This is a genomic window from Aquirufa sp. A-Brett2-W8, from assembly GCF_054558755.1.
Map to the genome: position 1 here is coordinate 180959 of NZ_JBPXKS010000003.1, position 18993 is coordinate 199951.

General features: G+C 38.6%; 16 protein-coding genes. 6 read left to right on the forward strand and 10 right to left on the reverse strand.

Going from position 1 to position 18993, the window contains the following annotated elements:
* Window positions 1-3 precede the first annotated feature (3 nt).
* Window positions 4-2628, reverse strand: a complete 2625-nt coding sequence (alaS, locus tag ACST13_RS02685) for an alanine--tRNA ligase (RefSeq protein WP_459521680.1) — start codon at window positions 2626-2628, stop codon at window positions 4-6.
* Between the two features lie 84 nt (window positions 2629-2712).
* Here alaS and ACST13_RS02690 point away from each other — a divergent pair, with 84 nt between their 5' ends.
* Entirely contained in the window at window positions 2713-3075 is a 363-nt protein-coding gene (locus ACST13_RS02690; RefSeq protein WP_459521681.1) for a MerR family transcriptional regulator, read from the forward strand.
* Between the two features lie 25 nt (window positions 3076-3100).
* Entirely contained in the window at window positions 3101-4168 is a 1068-nt protein-coding gene (dprA, locus tag ACST13_RS02695; RefSeq protein ID WP_459521682.1) for a DNA-processing protein DprA, read from the forward strand.
* Here dprA and pyrE read toward each other — a convergent pair whose 3' ends face one another.
* Entirely contained in the window at window positions 4169-4807 is a 639-nt protein-coding gene (gene pyrE / locus ACST13_RS02700) for an orotate phosphoribosyltransferase (protein ID WP_459521683.1), read from the reverse strand.
* A gap of 92 nt (window positions 4808-4899) precedes the next feature.
* Between pyrE and ACST13_RS02705 the strand changes: the two genes are divergently transcribed.
* Window positions 4900-5589, forward strand: coding sequence for an NUDIX hydrolase (locus tag ACST13_RS02705; protein ID WP_459521684.1), 690 nt, complete (start codon window positions 4900-4902; stop codon window positions 5587-5589).
* On the opposite strand, the gene coaD is transcribed toward ACST13_RS02705, so the two are convergent.
* Both coaD and ACST13_RS02715 read right to left on the reverse strand, forming a co-directional pair.
* Window positions 5569-6027, reverse strand: a complete 459-nt coding sequence (gene coaD / locus ACST13_RS02710; RefSeq protein WP_459521685.1) for a pantetheine-phosphate adenylyltransferase — start codon at window positions 6025-6027, stop codon at window positions 5569-5571. The two genes, ACST13_RS02705 and coaD, sit on opposite strands and share 21 nt — an antisense overlap.
* Entirely contained in the window at window positions 6014-6619 is a 606-nt protein-coding gene (locus ACST13_RS02715) for a DUF3822 family protein (protein WP_459521686.1), read from the reverse strand. The genes coaD and ACST13_RS02715 overlap by 14 nt, the downstream gene beginning before the upstream one ends.
* An 87-nt stretch (window positions 6620-6706) precedes the next feature.
* On the opposite strand from ACST13_RS02715, the gene ACST13_RS02720 reads away from it, so the two are divergent.
* Window positions 6707-8320, forward strand: a complete 1614-nt coding sequence (locus ACST13_RS02720) for an ABC-F family ATP-binding cassette domain-containing protein (RefSeq protein WP_459521687.1) — start codon at window positions 6707-6709, stop codon at window positions 8318-8320.
* A gap of 60 nt (window positions 8321-8380) precedes the next feature.
* Here the strand turns inward: ACST13_RS02720 and ACST13_RS02725 are convergent, their stop codons facing one another.
* From ACST13_RS02725 to queA, 5 genes are all read right to left on the reverse strand, one after another.
* The gene (locus ACST13_RS02725) at window positions 8381-10003 is read right to left on the reverse strand and encodes an NADP-dependent glyceraldehyde-3-phosphate dehydrogenase (RefSeq protein WP_459521688.1); all 1623 of its coding nucleotides are present in this window, start codon (window positions 10001-10003) and stop codon (window positions 8381-8383) included.
* Window positions 10004-10302: 299 nt separating this feature from the next.
* Complete coding sequence (locus ACST13_RS02730; protein WP_459521689.1) at window positions 10303-11484, reverse strand: MFS transporter; 1182 nt, start codon at window positions 11482-11484, stop codon at window positions 10303-10305.
* Window positions 11485-13860 carry an efflux RND transporter permease subunit gene (locus ACST13_RS02735; protein ID WP_459521690.1) on the reverse strand — a complete coding sequence of 792 codons (2376 nt, stop codon included), beginning with the start codon at window positions 13858-13860 and terminating at the stop codon, window positions 11485-11487.
* 2 nt (window positions 13861-13862) lie between these two features.
* On the reverse strand, window positions 13863-14528 hold the full coding sequence (locus ACST13_RS02740; RefSeq protein WP_459521691.1) for a 2-C-methyl-D-erythritol 4-phosphate cytidylyltransferase: 666 nt from the start codon (window positions 14526-14528) through the stop codon (window positions 13863-13865).
* Between the two features lie 20 nt (window positions 14529-14548).
* Window positions 14549-15601, reverse strand: coding sequence for a tRNA preQ1(34) S-adenosylmethionine ribosyltransferase-isomerase QueA (queA, locus tag ACST13_RS02745; RefSeq protein WP_459521692.1), 1053 nt, complete (start codon window positions 15599-15601; stop codon window positions 14549-14551).
* A 120-nt stretch (window positions 15602-15721) separates the two neighbouring features.
* Here queA and ACST13_RS02750 point away from each other — a divergent pair, with 120 nt between their 5' ends.
* Window positions 15722-17011 carry a cryptochrome/photolyase family protein gene (locus tag ACST13_RS02750; RefSeq protein WP_459521693.1) on the forward strand — a complete coding sequence of 430 codons (1290 nt, stop codon included), beginning with the start codon at window positions 15722-15724 and terminating at the stop codon, window positions 17009-17011.
* On the opposite strand, the gene ACST13_RS02755 is transcribed toward ACST13_RS02750, so the two are convergent.
* Window positions 16987-17778, reverse strand: a complete 792-nt coding sequence (locus ACST13_RS02755) for a DUF3108 domain-containing protein (RefSeq protein ID WP_459521694.1) — start codon at window positions 17776-17778, stop codon at window positions 16987-16989. The genes ACST13_RS02750 and ACST13_RS02755 overlap by 25 nt on opposite strands.
* 126 nt (window positions 17779-17904) lie before the next feature.
* On the opposite strand from ACST13_RS02755, the gene recA reads away from it, so the two are divergent.
* Entirely contained in the window at window positions 17905-18963 is a 1059-nt protein-coding gene (recA, locus tag ACST13_RS02760; protein ID WP_459521695.1) for a recombinase RecA, read from the forward strand.
* Window positions 18964-18993 lie beyond the last annotated feature (30 nt).

Here is an 18993-nt window from a genome sequence, read left to right on the forward strand (position 1 = left end):
AATTTAGACGATATACGTAGCCGCTAAACTTAATAATTTAGGGATTCCAGCCGGATTTTGTCCTCCTGCAGTAGCTAAAAATGGTTGACCACCTCCGCCACCTTGGACTTCCTTCGCTAATTCGCGAATAATTTTACCCGCATCTAAGCCTTTGCTATCTACTAAGGCTTTTGAAATGGAGATCGCTAAACTTGCTTTTTCTTCAATTTCAGCAGCTAATAGGCAGAATAAGTTGTCTTGATTTTCTTGTAAATCAAAAGCTAAATTCTTTAAAGCATCAGCCGTAGGAACTTGAACTTGCTTTATAATTGAATCAATAGATCCAGATACAATTTCCTTTACTAAATGGCTCTTAAGTCCAGAAACTTCCTTCTGTTGGTATGCTGCCACCGTTTTCTGTAAGCTTGAATTGCTTTCAATTAAGTTTGCCACGGCTTTAACTAGATCCTTAGGAGCCTTTAATAAGTCGTTAATTTCACTTAGTATCGCTTCTTGCTCACTTAATAATTCGTAGGCCTTTTGAGACGTAATCGCTTCAATACGACGAACACCCGTAGCGACTGAACTTTCTGATGTGATCTTGAGTAAACCAATTTCACCCGTGGATGGCACATGCGTTCCTCCACATAGTTCGACCGAGAAGTTCTTATCGAAGGTAATCACGCGAACAAAATCACCGTATTTTTCGCCAAAAAGCGCCATAGCACCTTTGTCTTTTGCCTGAGCAATCGGTACATTACGTTCTTCTAATAAAGGAATATTCTCTGCGATTTTGGCATTAACTATCTTCTCGATTTGCTTAATCTCGTCCTCCGTTACTTTTTGGAAGTGAGAGAAGTCAAAACGCAATAAATCTTCATTTACTAAACTACCTTTCTGCGCCACATGCTTGCCTAGCACTTCCTGTAAGGCAGCTTGCATTAAGTGAGTTGAACTATGGTGATGCGTAATGGCACGACGGCGCAGGATAGTTATACTAGCTTTAACGGGTTCAGCCGCTAAACTTTCAATGCGTTCGTCCGAGACGATATGAACGATCAAATCGTTTTCTTTCTTTGTATCTATGATAGGAAGTGAAATGCCGGATTTTGCGAAAAACAAAACCCCCGAATCCCCTACTTGACCACCGGATTCAGCATAGAAAGGAGTAGTCTCTAAAACAACTTTATACTGTACACCCGCTTTATTTTGAATCTTTTGGTATTTTAAAACCTGCGTTTCAGTCTCATTTGAATCGTACCCGATGAAGCTAACTTCGTCGCCTTCGTTTACGATCACCCAATCTTCTGCACTAGCACCTGCATCCTTACGTGAACGCTCTTTTTGTAATTTAAGCGCCGCTAAGAATCCAGGTTCATCGATATCTAATCCTTTTTCGCGTGCGATCAAGGCTGTCAAATCGATGGGGAAACCATAGGTGTCATTTAATTCAAAAACATCATCACCAGTTAATACTTTACCAGTGCAATCTTCCATTAATTTATCTAGGCGAATTAACCCTGTAGATAATGTGCGTAAGAAAGATATTTCTTCTTCATATATCACCTTTGCAACAAAAGCCTCTTGGGAGATTAATTCATCGAATACCCCTTTAAACTGTTGTGAAAGACCCGGAATTAATAGGTGCAAGAAAGGTTCTTTAAAGTCCAAATAGGTATAACCATAACGCACTGCTCGACGTAAAATACGACGAATGACATAGCCTGCTTTATTGTTAGATGGTAACTGACCATCAGCAATACAAAAAGCGATGGCACGAATGTGGTCAGCGATAACCCGCATGGCAATATCTGCCCATTTTTCGTCCCCATATTTCTTGCCACTTTTAGCAGCAATGTATTGAATCGTTCCTTGGAAAACATCGGTATCATAATTCGATTGCTTTCCTTGAATCGCCATACATAGACGTTCAAATCCCATTCCCGTATCCACGTGTTTATTAGGAAGAGGTACTAAAGAACCATCTGCCATACGTTCAAACTGCATGAATACGTTATTCCAAATCTCCACCACTTGTGGGTGATCCGCATTTACAAGATTTTTACCAGGAATCGAATCTACTTCGTCCTGATTTCTAAGGTCAATGTGAATTTCAGAACAAGGTCCACAAGGCCCTGTTTCACCCATTTCCCAGAAATTATCTTTCTTATTTCCAAAGATGATACGATCTTCTCCTACAATTGCTTTCCAAATATCAAAAGCCTCTTGATCAAAGGGCACACCATCTTTCTTATCTCCTTCAAATACCGAAACATATATGCGGTCTTTTGGCAATTTAAACACCTCTGTTAATAATTCCCATGACCAAGTAAGCGCCTCTTGTTTGAAATAATCACCAAAAGACCAGTTACCTAACATCTCAAACATGGTGTGATGGTAGGTATCAAATCCTACATCTTCTAGGTCATTATGCTTCCCAGAAACACGTAGGCATTTTTGCGTATCAGCAATTCTTTTCGAGGGAGGAGTTCCGTTTCCTAAAAAGAAATCTTTGAATTGAGCCATACCTGAATTGTTAAACAATAGGGTAGGGTCATTTTTTGCCACCAAAGGAGCTGAAGGAACAATTAAATGGCCTTTTGATTGAAAGAAATCCAAAAATTGTTGACGTATCTCAGAAGAGGTCATGCGTTTTATTGTAAAATGAATGGAACCTTTGTAGTTTTACTTTAGGTGCCATGTTAAATGGAATCACAAAATTAAGTCTATTTTTTGAAGAAGCCCATTTTGGGTTTAAAATTATTGATGGAATTAAGCAAGCAATATTATTCAATTTCTGAGGTCGCAGCTTTTTTCAAAGTGAATACTTCTAAGATTCGCTATTGGGAGACTCAATTCCCTCATTTATCACCTAAGCGAGCTGATTCTGGAATTCGTAAATATACTCCACAAGACATTGAGAAAATCAAGGTTTTGGTGAATTTAATAGATGAACGAGGCTTGACAATCGAAGGTGCTAAGCAAGCCATGAATATTCGCGGTAAAGAAAAAAATCCCAATCAAAACATCATTAATCAACTAACTGATATTCGAGATTTTTTACAAGGGATGAAGGCGGATTTAGACTTAGAATAAGCGTAGGTTTCGGAAAATTACTCCGATGATAACCACTAAATCGTTACAAGTCTATCAAATCGCATTATCCTACCTTCCCGAGGTCGGTCCTGTTAAAGGCAAAAAACTAGCCTCCCTTTATCCCTATCTTCCCGATATTTTTCAATTAGCTAGCTATCGCCCTTTTGCAAGAGACGTTTTGCGTGAAGCTGAAAAAACCGTCCTAATTTGTCAGGATGATGAAGTGGAGATTTTGTATTTCGAAGACTCTGCTTACCCTCAACGAATAAAAGATTTGTACGATGCTCCTTTGATTCTATTTAAAAAAGGAAATATAGATTTAAATGACCATCGAATAGTAGCTGCGGTAGGAACTCGTCACGCAAGCGATGTAGGTAAAAAAGTGACGCGTGACCTTGTTGAGGCAGCTCAAAAGGATCAAATAATCTTTGTCAGTGGATTCGCAAGAGGAATTGATATCGCCTTGCACAAAGCTTGTATTGATTATCAAATCCCTACTGTTGCAGTCTTAGCTGGTGGTTTTAGACACATTTATCCGCCCGAAAATGGGTCTTATGTAAATGCAATCATTCAAAATGGAGCATTGCTTTCTGAATACGCACCTCATATACCTCCAGCCTCTTATCATTTCCCCGTTCGGAATCGTATAATTGCCGGTATTTCAGATGCAACAGTAATAGTCGAAGCTGCGGAGAAAGGCGGTGCTTTAATTACCGCTGATTATGCCTATAACTATAATCGGACTGTATTTGCGGTACCGGGAAGTTTAAATAGACCCTTTTCGAAAGGGTGCAATCATTTAATCCGAAATCAAAAAGCAATCATATTCACCTCTTGGGAAGATCTAATGATGGAACTTAATTGGGCACAAGTAAAAGATAGGTTAGCGTTAAACCCGGCTCTTATGCAAAAACTATTTACCCTAAATGAATCTTCCATTCTTTCCTTTTTGCATCGGGAAGGCAATATTTCATTTAATGAACTCGTGAATCGGTCGGAAATAAAACAAGACGATCTATCCCTAATTCTCTTAAATTTAGAATTAATGGGTATGATTCAGTCGACAGATGGAGATGGGTTTATGCTTGCCTGATTATTTTCGCCAAGTACTTGGAGAAATTCTCCAATCTTGTAGGGTTAATAATTGAGTTTCTGTTACATAATCGAGTTTAACAGCCTCTTCAATTAAAGCATTATAATCACTTAGGGTATATAAGGGGATACCGTGATTTTTGAAATTTTCTGCAGCTATTTCGAAACCATAGGTGAAGATGGCTACCATACCTAATACTTCTACTCCTGCTTCCTTTAAAGCATCAGCTGCTTTCAGGGAACTACCACCCGTTGAAATGAGGTCTTCTATTAGAACCACTTTTTGACCTGATGAAACTTTGCCTTCAATTTGATTTCCCATTCCGTGTTTTTTCGGCTCTGGACGAACATAACAAAAAGGCAAGTCTAGGTATTCGGCCACTAAGGCGCCTTGTGCAATTCCAGCGGTAGCTACGCCGGCAATGATATTTGCTTCGGGGAAATAGGCTTTTACTGCTGCGGAAAGACAGTTTTTAATATAAGTACGCACTTCCGGAAAGGAAAGAGAAACACGGTTATCGCAATAAATTGGAGAGTTCCATCCAGATGCCCAAGTAAACGGTTGATCCGGTCTTAATTGAATAGCCTGGATCTTTAATAGGTGTTGGGCAACTTCTTGAGGAATAGTCAAATTTTGCATAAGGGTAGTTTCTAATTTTATATTTACAAAAATAATTTATTCAGTTTATCTTTCACTATTTAATTCTAATTTTGCGTCAGAAAAATGAACAGATGGTAATTTTTATTGATGATCGACCGATCAGAATTGTGAAGAAGAAGGAATTGGGCGAAATACCATCCAAAGTTGACTTTGATTTAGTTATCGATGCTCGCTTATCCCCTTTAAAGGTGGAAAGTTTTACTGGTCATACGTGTATCATAAATGCTAGTATCGATCAGGTGGAAAAAATGCTGATGAATTTACATGCTAAATCAGGCATTCATTTCCATGCACTTTATATTATCGTAGAAGATCGAAAGACATACAAGCAAAGAATTGTAAAGCTGTATCAGCTGGTGGAAGCCGCTGGGGGTGTTGTCGTTAATCAGAAGCAAGATATTTTATGGATGTTTCGATTAGGAAAATGGGATTTGCCAAAAGGTAAATTAGAGAAAAATGAAAAATTCGAAACGGCTGCTGTCCGAGAAGTGGAAGAAGAGTGCAATGTAAAAGCTGATTTAGGAAATAAAATTTGTACTAGCTACCATACGTATACGCACAAAAATAAGTTGGTTTTGAAGAAAACGCGCTGGTATTCGATGAAAACTAATTTCACAGGGTTGCTAATTCCGCAGACAGAAGAAGGTATTGAAAAGGTAGAATGGATGAATGAAAAACAGCAAATTCAAGCCTTAACGAATACCTATTCCTCTATTCGATATGTGATCGAAAAATTTAAATCAATCCAAAGTATAGGGTAAGTATTGATCCACCGGGCTTCCGTAGCGATGTAAATCGCGAATAATCGTAGAGCTAATAGGGGCTAAATGGGGTGAAGTGATCAAAAAAACCGTCTCTAAATCGTTGTGAATATGTCTATTCACCTGAGAAATCGAGTTTTCGTATTCAAAATCGGTGGTATTTCGTAAACCCCTAATGATAAATTTGGCGCCATATTCATGTGCCACATTCGCGGTTAGGTTTTGGTAAGTAACCACACTAACTGGCTTTCCTTCAAATGTTTTCTGAATGTATTCTTCCATTTTTTCCAAAGGAAAATAGCGGGATTTATTAGAGTTTTGACCAATACCGATAATCAATTCATCAAATAAAGCCAAGGCTCTTAACACAATATCCTCATGTCCTTTCGTAAATGGATCAAATGAGCCAGGAAAAAATGCTTTTTTAGGATTGGACATAGGGGATTTGATAAAGGGATGCGTCTAAAATTTCTTCAGATCCGGCCACTAAAACGGGTGGAAATAAAGTCCAATTTAACGAAAACGCATCACGAATGGATTGTAAATAGAAAGCTAGTTCTATGGATGATTCGAATGGAAAAACATTCGCTAATTGTAATTTATTGGCTTGGTATAAGCTTGTAAAGGCTAAATTTCCCTGCACATTGACCGTTAATTGTTGATCTATTTTTTGCAAACAGGTAGCTACAGTGTGCGTGTAATCAATTTTTGCGTACGGGAAATGAGCCGAAATGAGGTCTTTCCAATCACTGGGAACCAGAAAAACTAAATTAGATTCTTCCGCAGGAATAGACTGCAACTGAATTTCTTTTCCCACTAAGGCATGCTCTCCTAAGGCTTTCTCTAAAAAACCTAAACGATAGGTAGGGGAGTCATAACTTACCGGAATTAATAGGAAATATTCATTTGAAATTTCAATCTGAACGGACGATATACGTGGATCTTTCTTCGGTTGAGCTTGTAATTGCTCCCGAAAATTCTCCGAGTTGAGCCGGAGATGTAAGGTATTAGATGAATTTGTGGGATCCATAGTCTTTAATTCGCTTCGAAATTGCAAAAAAAATATGATAATCGAAGCCAAAATTAGTAATTTTGCACCCTATTTAATCCAGCTCCTATGTTGCAAGCATCTAATGTGTCCCTTCGTTTTGGGAAAAGAGTCCTTTTTGAAGAAGTTAATATCAAATTTACCGAAGGTAACTGTTATGGCTTGATCGGTGCGAATGGCGCCGGTAAATCAACGTTTTTGAAAATATTATCAGGGGAGATTGATTCTCAAACAGGTTCTATTTCGATGAATCCTGGTGAGCGTATGTCAATTTTGAAACAAAATCACTTCGAATTTGAAGAAGTAGAGGTTTTGCAAACGGTGATTATGGGTAATAAGCGTCTTTATGACATTATGTTAGAGAAGGATGCGATTTATTTAAAAGAGGATTTCACAGAAGCGGACGGAAATAAGGCAGCTGATTTAGAAGCGGAATTTGCGGAGTTGAATGGTTGGGAAGCTGAATCAGAAGCCGGTTCTTTATTGAGTGGATTAGGCGTTAAAGAAGACTTACATTTTACGCTATTAAAGGACCTAAATGGTTCTGATAAGGTGAAAGTTTTACTCGCTCAAGCCCTTTTTGGCAATCCTGATATTCTATTATTAGATGAGCCCACTAATAACTTGGATATCGACTCGATTCTTTGGCTTGAAGGATATTTGATGAATTTCAAAAATACGGTAATTGTCGTTTCTCACGATCGTCACTTCTTAGATAATGTGTGTACGCACATCGCTGACCTTGATTTTAGTAAAATTCAATTATTTGGTGGCACCTATACTTTCTGGTATGAATCATCTCAATTAGCTGCTCGTCAACGAACAGATCAAAACAAAAAAACGGACGAAAAGCGGAAGGAATTAGAGGAATTTATCCGTCGTTTTTCTGCAAACGTGGCTAAGTCAAAGCAAGCGACTTCCCGCCAGAAAATGTTAGATAAATTACAAGTGGACGATATTAAGCCATCCTCTCGTAAATATCCTTTCATTAATTTTAAACCGGAGAGAGAAGCAGGTGACCAGTTATTAAGTGTGGATAAATTATCTGCTAAAACAGCTGATGGAGTTCCTTTATTTACTAATCTTTCCTTCTCTATCAATAAAGGTGATAAAATAGCCTTATTAGCTAAGGAATCTTTAGCCATTACCGCTTTATTAGATATTCTTGCTGGAGAAAATACGAACTACACAGGTGAATTTAAATGGGGGGTTACCACTACTCAGACCTATTTGCCTAACGATAATGCGAAGTATTTTGAAGACGATTCCATGAATTTAGTGGATTGGTTGCGTCAATATTCGGTTGAAAAGGATGAAAGTTTCATTCGTGGCTTCCTGGGACGTATGCTATTCTCTGGTGATGAGGCATTGAAAAAATGTACGGTCATCTCAGGAGGGGAAAAACAACGTTGTATGTTCTCGCGTATGATGTTATCGGGTGCGAATGTGCTACTTTTTGATGAGCCTACGAATCACTTGGACTTAGAATCTATCACTGCGTTGAATAATGGCATGATCGAATTCCCAGGAACTATGTTGTTTACGTGTCATGATCACCAATTGACGGACACAGTGGCTAACAGAGTCATTGAAATCGGTGCTAAAGGGCAAATAGATAAATTAATGACCTACGATGAATTCATCACTGATCCAGCGGTAAAAGCGCAACGCGCCGCACTATAAAAAAGAATAATAAAAAAGGCCAGCAGAATTGCTGGCCTTTTTTTATTCAATCCATATCAATTATAAGATAAATCGGGTAGATAAGAAGTTCGATTGTTGATTTTCTACAATCGCATTGACGATATCTTTATTTGATTGTGTTGCTTTCGTGGCTACGACCGTACGAATCGAGAAGGAGCGCAAAGCGGCAGTGACGGATAAAGTTCCCTCTGCAGAGTCCTTACGTCCTGTGAAGGGGAATGAATCCGGTCCACGCTGACATTGTGCGTTAATATTTACACGAGAAACTTGATTTACCGTCGCATCGATTAATTCGGAGATTTGATTTACATCTGTTCCAAAAATAGCTACTTGCTGGCCATGAGATGACTCGTGGATATAATCAATGGGTTCATCTAAGCTTTCGAATGGAACCACTGGAACCACTGGTCCAAATTGCTCTTCATGCCAAACCTTCATTTTGCTATTTACAGGGAATAACAAAGCAGGGAAGAAAATGGATTTGAAGTTCTCTCCACCATGTTCGTTCATCACTTTAGCTCCATGCAATTTCGCATCTTCAATTAATTCTGTTAAATAAGCTGGCTTATTAGGCTCTGGAAGCGGTGTGATTTGTACACCAGGTTCCCACATCATACCTAACTTCATGGCTTCTATTTTCTTCGCTAAACCTTCGTTGAACTTATCTGCTAAAGATTTGTGAACAAAAATGATCTTTATAGCAGTACAACGTTGTCCATTAAAGGAAAGAGACCCTAATAAACATTCATTAATAGCTGAATCTAAGTCTGCACTTTCAGTTACGATGGCTGCATTCTTAGCATCCAAACCTAAAATGGCCCGTAAGCGGTTTACTTTCGGGTGCATCTTCTTTAATTTATCAGCCACCTTAGAGGATCCGATAAGCGTTAACACATCGATCTTTCCTGATTCCATTAATTGAGGAATGATCGAATTTCCACGACCATACAAGGTATTAATTACACCTGCCGGGAAAGCGTCCTTAAATGCCTCTAATAATGGGTAGTGCAATAATGTACCGTGTTTCGGTGGTTTAAATAACACGATATTTCCCATAATAAGGGCTGGAATAAGTGTCGTAAAGGTTTCATTCAATGGATAATTGAATGGTCCCATACAAAGTACAACGCCTAAGGGGGAACGTCTTACCTGTCCGATGATTCCTTCTTCGATTAAGAAAGTAGACGAAGTACGGTCAATATCTTTTAAAGCACCGATGGTATCATAGATATATTGTACCGTACGGTCAAATTCTTTTTGAGAATCGCCTAAGGATTTACCAATTTCCCACATCAATAATTTCACGACCTCATCCCGCTTTTGAATCATTTTTTGAGTGAATTTCTCCACACATTCGATTCTTTGCGAAACAGTCATAGATGGCCATTCGCCACGACCATTGGAATAGGCTTTTACACCAGCATATAAAACTTCCATCGCATCTGCCGCATCCGTGATAGGATAGGAGCCGATTCGTTTTTGTTCGAATCCTTTGTCTGTTTTTATATAGATAGGCGACCAAACGTCTTGCGTTTTGCCTTTCCATTGACGCATCTCTCCATTGACTAAATATTCTTTTTGTTCAATGGGTTGCGTTAAATCGTATTCTTTGGGGGTTTGACCTGAGACAGGAAATAAATTCTGTAGATTGTTATCGGGCATTATCTTGCTTTTTATTTTTACAAATTTCCGTAATATGTACCTTCTAACTAATTGATGGAATCAAATGTTTAAATAGTACCATGTTTTTCCGGTTATTTACAAATATAAAGGCGATAATTGACAAAAATTACTCCTTTTTTAGCGGATATTTTCTGCGTATTTTATTGATAATGAACTTGTTTTGTTCTGTAAAGCTGGACGGATGCTGCAGCGAAAATGCTTTTGTCCAACTTTGAAACAAAGCTAGTTCACCTGCTGAAAAGCTAGTGGAACAGATATTTTTCTGAATCAAGTATTCGCTAAATTCCATACGTCCAATTTCTTTTTTGTTTCAATAATAATAAAAAAGCTAATAGGGCCAATAAGGCGGCAATTAAGAAAGGAATAGGTATCTGACTCGCCACGCCTTGGTAAACGGCTCCCGAGATATAGGCGCCTAAACCGATTCCCGCTTCTAAAGCAATGTACATGGTGGCCATCGCCCGTCCCATGTGATTCTTATCGCCTAAATCATTCGTCCAAGCAGCAAGCGTCGGTGTATTAAAGCCCCATGCAATGCCATAGAGAATAGCCGATGCAATAAATAGATAAGAATTAATGCTGAAAACTAATAAAAACATTGATACACTTAGCATAAAGCAGCCAAAAATTAATACGGGAATACGACCATATTTATCGGATGCTTTGGAAAAGAATAGGCGTATTAAAATAGATGAAATGGTATAAATTGTAAAATACAAGCCTTTATTATTCCAGCCGATGATTTTGGAGGTATCAGGAATGAGGGTAATCATGGCGCCTGCGGAAAAAGAAACGAATAACATAATCCAAAATACAGGAATGATTTTTGGCTCAAAAACATCTTTCCATCCAATTCTAAATAAAGAAAGGCTGAGTCGTGATTTCATCGCCTTTGGCAATGTTTCCTTCATTCTACTTAGTATGATAATGGATGCCAAAGCAAAAACAGAGGAGATATAGAACATTTGGTCTATACCATATTCAGCGGCTAAGAAACTGCCAATTGCAGGCCCAATGGACATTCCCGTGGCTGTAAATATGCCCAATCCACCTTGCGCTTCCCCTCTACGGTCCTCCGGAATGACATCTGAAACGTAGGCAGCCGTCGCCGTCGGTTTCGTACCAGTGGACATGCCATGAATGAAGCGTAGGAATAAAAATCCTTGTACCGTGTGCATTAATGGATATAATCCTCCACAGATAAAGCAAACGAGGGAACCGAAAGCCATGATGGGTATTCGGCCTACGTGATCGGTTAATTTTCCGGAGAATGGACGTGAAAATCCGGCTGCTAGCGTAAAAAGAGCAATTGTATATCCGATGTATTCTTTCCCCCCTAAACTGGCTAAATAATCAGGCAATTCGGGTATAATCATCGAAAAGCTAGCCGAAAATAAAAAGTTACTTAAACAAAGTAAAAAGAAAGGCAGGGTATAAAGTGACGGTTTGGCTGTTGTCATTTATAAATCCTCCTCTAAAATAGTGGATACGTCTTTTTTATTTAATCCTAATAAGAAAGCGGGTAGTAAAATTAAATTACAAATCATGGCCATTAATAGTGTGACCGAGACCAAAATGCCTAAAGCTTGTGTCCCTTTGAAGGTGGATGCGGTAAAGATAAAGAAGCCAAAAAATAGAATCATCGCCGTATAGAACATGGATACCCCTGTTTTCAAAATGGTGGTTTGGACGGCTTGCTGTATGTTTTGGTTATTCTTAGCCCATTCTTCTTTGTAACGGGTGAGAAAATAAATCGTGCCATCACTTGAAATACCGAAGGCAATGGAGAAAATCAAGATAGTACTGGGCTTGAGTGCAATTCCAAAATATCCCATTAAACCCGCTGTGATAATCAAGGGAATTAAACTGGGTAGGGTAGAGATTAACACCATTTTCCAAGATCTAAATAGCAGCGCCATCAAAATACAAATAAGTATGATCGCCGTAATCGTACTTTCGATAAGATTAACTTGCAAATACTCTGTTTGGAAAGCATAAATGACTGAATTACCAGTTACATCGGCTTGGTAGCCTTTTTTATCACCTTTGGCCAATAATTCCCCTGTCTCGATATCAGTTCGAAAGATGCTGTCAATTTTAGGTTGTATTTCGTCAAATAAGACTCTGGTGCGCACGGTTCCTGCATCTTGCATTTGGAAACTAATTCGAGTGAATCGATTGTCTTTATCGATGAAGCCGGCGAATAAATTATTTTTATTGCCATTTAAACTGGACTGAAAGTCCTTTAATTTAGCTAATTCATTAATTCCAGGTAAGACAAAGTATTTAGGATCTCCACCGCGGTAGACTTGGTATAGGTATTTTGTCGCTGTTAAAATGGAAAGGCCTTGCGTGAATTCCGGGTATTTTGCGAGTAATTTTTCGGTTCGTTTGATTTTAGCCAAAAGTTCCGGTGTCAGCGCTCTACCCTTTTCAAATGCATCAATATTTATCTCAAATGGCATCACCCCTTTGAATCGATTCTCCACAAATTTCAAATCGGAATAAATGGCATTATCACGAGGTAAATCATCTACTATATAACCTACGGCTTGAATTTTGGTCAAACCATAAACCGAAATCACTAATACGATAGAAATAAAACCATAAATGAATTTCCGGTGATGCAATACCCACACGTCCACGCGATTTAAGAATTTATTCACTCGAACAGATTCAAAATGGGCTAAATCTTTCTTCTGTGGAGGGGCTAAAAAGCTAAAAAAGATAGGAATAAGTACCAGCGAAATGAAGAAGGTAATCATCACATTCAGCGCCGCAACAATTCCAAATTCAACTAGAAGCGCTGAGCCAGTAAAGGCAAAAACTCCGAAACCTATAGAGGTAGTTAGGTTGGCTAAAAACAACGTTCGGCCTACCTTAGAAGCACTTTCAATTAACGATTCCTCTTTCGTTTTACCCGACAAATACGTTTCGTGGTATTTATTCAATAAGAAAATTACATTAGGAACCCCAATAACAACGATAAGCGGAGGAATTAATCCAGATAGTAAAGTGATTTTAAATCCAAAGAACACAATTGTAGCCAGCGAGGCAATAATCCCTACCAGTACAACGATGTTCGCAAAGAAAACGACTTGAAACGAGCGGAAAAAGAACAACAAAATCAAGGAGGTAACTAAAATAGCTAAGCCTAAAAACAAACCTAATTCCTTAGTTACCTGGGAGGTATATTCCGTTCTGATAAATGGCATACCGGTCATATGAACCGTATGCTTCATTTTAGCTTGGTATTGTTCCCCTAAAATTTTGATATTTTTGACTAAAGTGATTCTCCCTTTATCATTAATCACTTTTTGATCTAGGGTAATTAATAGTAGGTGCGTCTTTAAATCTTCCGTATATAAGAAGTTTTTATAAATGGGTAAATCATTCAATCGGGCCTTAAATTGACCTAGATTTTCTGGAGTAAGTGCTAAAGAAGAATCTAGTAAATTCCTTGTCTTGAATTTTTTCTCCGTCGAATCGATGTACAATTCTGGTAAGGTAGAAAGCGATAATACATTCTTAATCCCTGGCTGCTTTTTAACGGCAGTAGTTAAATCGCGCCAAGCTTTGAACTCTATAGGGCTGAATAGTTGCTCATTTTCGACCGCGATGACCATCACGGCCCCATCTTCACCGTATTTCTTTTTGAATCCTTCGTAAAGTTGAAAGCGCTGGTCTGATTTGGGAAGAATTTTGGCTAATTCATAACTGAGTTGGATTTGGCTGGCTTTATAACCCAAACCAATGGTTAGCAATAGGATAAATCCTAAAAAGGGAAATTTAAACTGAAGGATACTTCTTGCAATCCAATTCCAAGCGTTTTTCATACTTATTTCATTAAGATCTCAGCTAATAGTAAATCCTCCGGTGTGGTGATTTTGATATTTTTATAAGATCCTTCTACTAGGTTTATTATTATTCCAATGGATTCTACCACTCGGGCATCATCTGTAAATTCCTCCGCATATTTTTGTTTAAAAGCCTCTTTCAAATCTTTAAAAGTAAATATTTGTGGAGTTTGTATTAATCGAATTGACTCCCTATTTAGGTGCTCGGACCCGATATTGTCAGCAGATAACATGCGAACCGAATCTTTAGATGCAACGGCTAAAACGGCATTACCTTTTTCCACTGCCGAACGAAATCCTTTTGTAATTAATTCTGGATCGATTAATGGCCTAACACCATCGTGAATGGCAACTAATCCATCCTCATTAATCGTTTGAATCGCATTTTGACTACTGTGGAATCTAGAATTCCCCCCTTCGACTAAACGGTGGGCAATTTTGGGTAATTCGCTTATCAACGAATTCCAATAGTCAAATTGATCTCTAGGTAAGACGAGGATAATTTCCGTATGCGGGTCTGCTTGATAAAAAGCGGAAATCGTGTGATATAATACGGGTTTGCCCTGCAAAAGCAAAAATTGTTTAGGGACCGCACTTAGCATACGCTGGCCGGAGCCCCCTGCGACAATAATGGCAAATTTTTTCAAAGCAAACCCGATTAATTCTATTAGATGATTAACATCACGTCACCATAGGAGAAGAAACGGTATTTCTCCTTGATAGCTTGTTTATATGCTTCTGTGACTAATTCATGTCCCCCAAAAGCCGATGCCATCATTAAAAGAATCGATTCTGGTAAATGGAAATTAGTTAATAAAGCAGTAGGTATTTTAAACTCGTAAGGAGGGAAGATGAACTTATCTGTCCAGCTATTGATCGGTTTTAAGTGACCGCTTGCTGATACGGATGATTCCAAAGCCTTCATAACAGTCGTTCCTATCGCTAATACATGTTTTTTATTATCGATTGCTTCGTTAACAAAATTACAAGTAGAATCATCGATCATAAAGTGTTCTGAATCTGTTTTGTGTTTAGTCAAATCCTCCACATCTACTTGGCGGAAAGTTCCTAAACCTACGTGCAATGTAATAGGAGTGAACTGAGATCCATTTAATTCCATACGCTTCATGACTATTTTCGAAAAGTGCAAACCCGCTGTAGGGGCAGCCACAGCACCTACGTGCTCTGCATAAATGGTTTGGAAACGTTCGCGATCATCTTCAGTTGCCGCTCTTTTTAAACGAATCTCGTCTGGAAGTGGTGTTTCTCCTAATTCGTGGATCGTCTGCATTAATGCCTCGTGATTCCCATCATATAAGAAACGAATGGTACGGCCACGTGAAGTGGTATTATCAATAACCTCTGCGACTAAATCTGAATCGCCAAAATACAATTTATTACCTACACGTATTTTACGTGCTGGATCTACTAATACGTCCCATAGACGGTGTTCTCTATTTAGTTCTCTCAATAAAAACACCTCGATTTGAGCACCCGTTTTTTCTTTATTTCCGTATAAACGAGCAGGAAAAACCTTTGTATTGTTGGTTACCAATACATCACCTTCGCCAAAATAATCTATGATATCTGTGAATTTTTTATGTTCAATCGTCTTATTCTTACGGTTAATCACCATCATGCGCGCATCTTCGCGATTCTCAGTAGGATTAAGTGCAATTAAATTTTGGGGTAAATCAAATCTGAATTCAGATAATTTCATTCTCAGAGGGGTTGAATTTTTATAATCTACAAATATACCATATTGAAGGGGGGCTTGTCAAGGTAAATCTTTGAAACAATCTAGAATCTACGTAGTTTAGCCATTTAAGATACATAGAGGATGAAAAAAGTTTCCATATTTTGGTTTAGGCGTGATTTAAGAGTAGAAGACAATCATGGATTATTCCAAGCTTTGTCCTCCGAGGTCCCAGTTCTCCCGCTCTTTATCTTTGATACCCAGATTCTCGATCGCTTGCCCTCTATATCTGATGGCCGAGTGGAGTTCATACACCAAGCCATTCAGCACATAAATGAGACAATAGGAGGACACCTATGCGTTAAAAAGGGTAACCCATTAGATGTTTTTACCGAGATACTGAATCAATGGGATGTCGTCCGTATTTATACAAATCACGATTATGAACGCTATGGTTTAGAACGCGATGCAAGTATTAAAGCCCTAGCAAAGGAAAAAGGGATTGAGTTTTACACTTTTAAAGATCAAGTTGTTTTTGAAAAAGACGAGGTTCTTTCTGGTGCAGGAACTCCCTATACTGTTTTTACGCCTTATTCAAGAAAGTGGAAAGCATTATTAGCTGAAACGAATTTGCCGGAATATCCATCCTCGTCTCTTTCAAATTATGTATCTGAGACGTTTACGCTACCTACTTTATCAGAAATCGGATTCCAGCCCTCAGGATTAAGCTTTCCTGAGAATTCCGTTCAAGATGATTTGATTAAGTCGTATGCTCTTGATCGTGATTTTCCTGCTAAACCAGGAACCTCTAGACTCTCGGTTCATCTACGCTTTGGTACCGTATCCATCCGTTCCCTAGTACGTAGAGCACTCGGCAAATCGGAGGTTTGGTTGAATGAGCTGATTTGGCGTGATTTTTATTTTAATATTCTTCATCATTTTCCCCACATCTCAGCAGGACATTCCTTTAGAAAGGAATATGATCGAATGAATTGGCGGAATAATGAAGGGGAATTTAAGGCTTGGTGTTCTGGCAAGACTGGTTATCCGATAGTAGATGCTGGGATGCGGGAGTTGAACGAAACAGGTTTTATGCACAACAGAGTCAGGATGATTGTAGCTAGTTTCTTAGTGAAGCATTTGCTAATTGATTGGCGTTGGGGAGAGGCCTATTTTGCTGAAAAATTATTGGATTTTGATTTTGCTGCAAATAATGGTGGCTGGCAGTGGGCGGCAGGTTGCGGTTGCGATGCAGCACCCTACTTTCGAGTTTTTAATCCAACCCTCCAGACGGCAAAATTTGATCAATCTTTAACTTACATCAAAAAATGGGTGCCCGAATTACAAGAATTGACTTATCCGGCACCTGTTGTGAATCACGAATTTGCTCGTGGTAGAGTCTTAGAGGCTTATAAAGTGGCCTTAGGGAAATAGATTTTCTTTCCTAGGATGCTATAATCAATTAAATCAATGCTTAAATAGCCGATTTTCAAATTAATTTGAACCTTCAAAGGGACTTGGTATTCATCATCACTGATCCAAAGACGAATAGCATCTTCCTCTTTGAATAAATTGTTTTTAGGCAATAAGATGTTTGTTTTTATACTCGCTTTTTTCCCCGCCTCCGTTTCGATAATTTCCTTCGCTTTTACAACCAGTACTAGTTCATAAATTTTGCTATCCACTAAAACTTGTGCGGACCAACGTGAACCAGGTTTTTTGTCGGAAACGGGTTTTGATCGTATAAAATAATAGGCAGATATGAGGTCCAAAAGATCTTTTGGTCCTGCCATAGTTGTCGTAACAGGCTTATTCTGTGGGGACATGATACGAGCAAATCCTTTGTCCATTTGATAGATGACCGTTTCTTCTTTTCGATAGCGCCCTTCTCGCTTACGCATTTCAGTTTTGACAGGTAAAAGGGTTTGGGTATCTATTTGCGCTGACCAGTAATCATGTAATGGACTAAATAATTCGAGTACTCCAGTCGTTTTCCCCTCAATTTCTACTTTACGAAGCAATTGCTCGCCATTTTGACTTGTTCCTGAACTACTTTTGATGCTAGCTTCTGCCGCATTGATAAACCCTAAATGTATCCGGTATTTTAGATTTTCCCCTGCAATCAATGGACTATTTTCCTGAGCAAAAAGGCTCAAAAATGGACACAGGAAAAGAAAAATAACAAGAGTCTGATTTTTCATGCCAAAGCACAATATATTATCAATTGTTTGTATAAAAAATTAGAGGCAATTTTCTATTTTTGTATAGGCCAAACGAAAAAACAAATATACTCGATTGCCCCATAAATTTTTAGATAAAAAACGAAAATGGCGAAACAAGCTAGTGATGCACAAGGCCTAGCGGCTGAAAAGTTAAAAGCTTTACAAACTACTCTGGAAAAATTAGATAAAGCTTACGGAAAAGGTACCGTTATGCGTCTATCAGATAGTAAAGTAATGGACGTTCCTGTTATTTCAACGGGGTCTTTAGGATTAGACTTAGCCTTAGGGATAGGTGGTGTGCCTAGAGGACGTGTGGTGGAGATTTATGGTCCTGAGTCTTCTGGTAAAACAACCTTAACCTTGCACATGATTGCTGAAGCTCAAAAAGCGGGTGGTTTAGCTGCCTTTGTTGATGCAGAACATGCTTTTGATCGTGCTTATGCAGAGAAATTGGGTATTGATTGTGAGAATTTATTGATTTCACAACCTGACAATGGAGAGCAAGCATTAGAAATTGCAGAGCATTTGATTTCATCAGGCGCTATTGATATTATCGTTATTGACTCGGTGGCTGCTTTAGTTCCTAAAGCGGAGATAGAAGGGGAGATGGGGGATTCTAAAATGGGTCTTCAAGCTCGTTTGATGTCACAAGCCTTACGTAAATTAACAGGTACGATCAATAAGACGGGCTGTTGCTGCGTCTTTATTAATCAATTACGTGATAAAATTGGTGTTATGTTTGGTTCACCAGAAACAACAACAGGTGGTAATGCATTGAAATTCTATGCCTCAGTTCGTTTAGATATACGTCGTGCAGGTCAAATTAAAGAAAGCCCTGATTCCATCACGGGTAATAGAACACGTGTGAAAGTCGTGAAGAATAAGTTAGCACCTCCGTTTAAGGTAGTAGAATTTGATATCATGTACGGAGAAGGTATTTCTAAGGCTGGAGAAATTCTAGATTTAGGAGTTGATTTAGAAGTGATTGATAAATCAGGTTCTTGGTTCTCTTATAATGGAAACCGCTTAGGTCAAGGTCGCGATGCGGTGAAAGATCTCATCAAGGATAATCCGGAATTAATGGACGAACTAGAAGCGAAGATTAAAGCAAAGGTGAAAGTTGACGATAAGCCTTTACCAGATAAAGACGTTACTGCAGAATAGTAATCAATAAAAAAAGAGGCAAAAATTAAT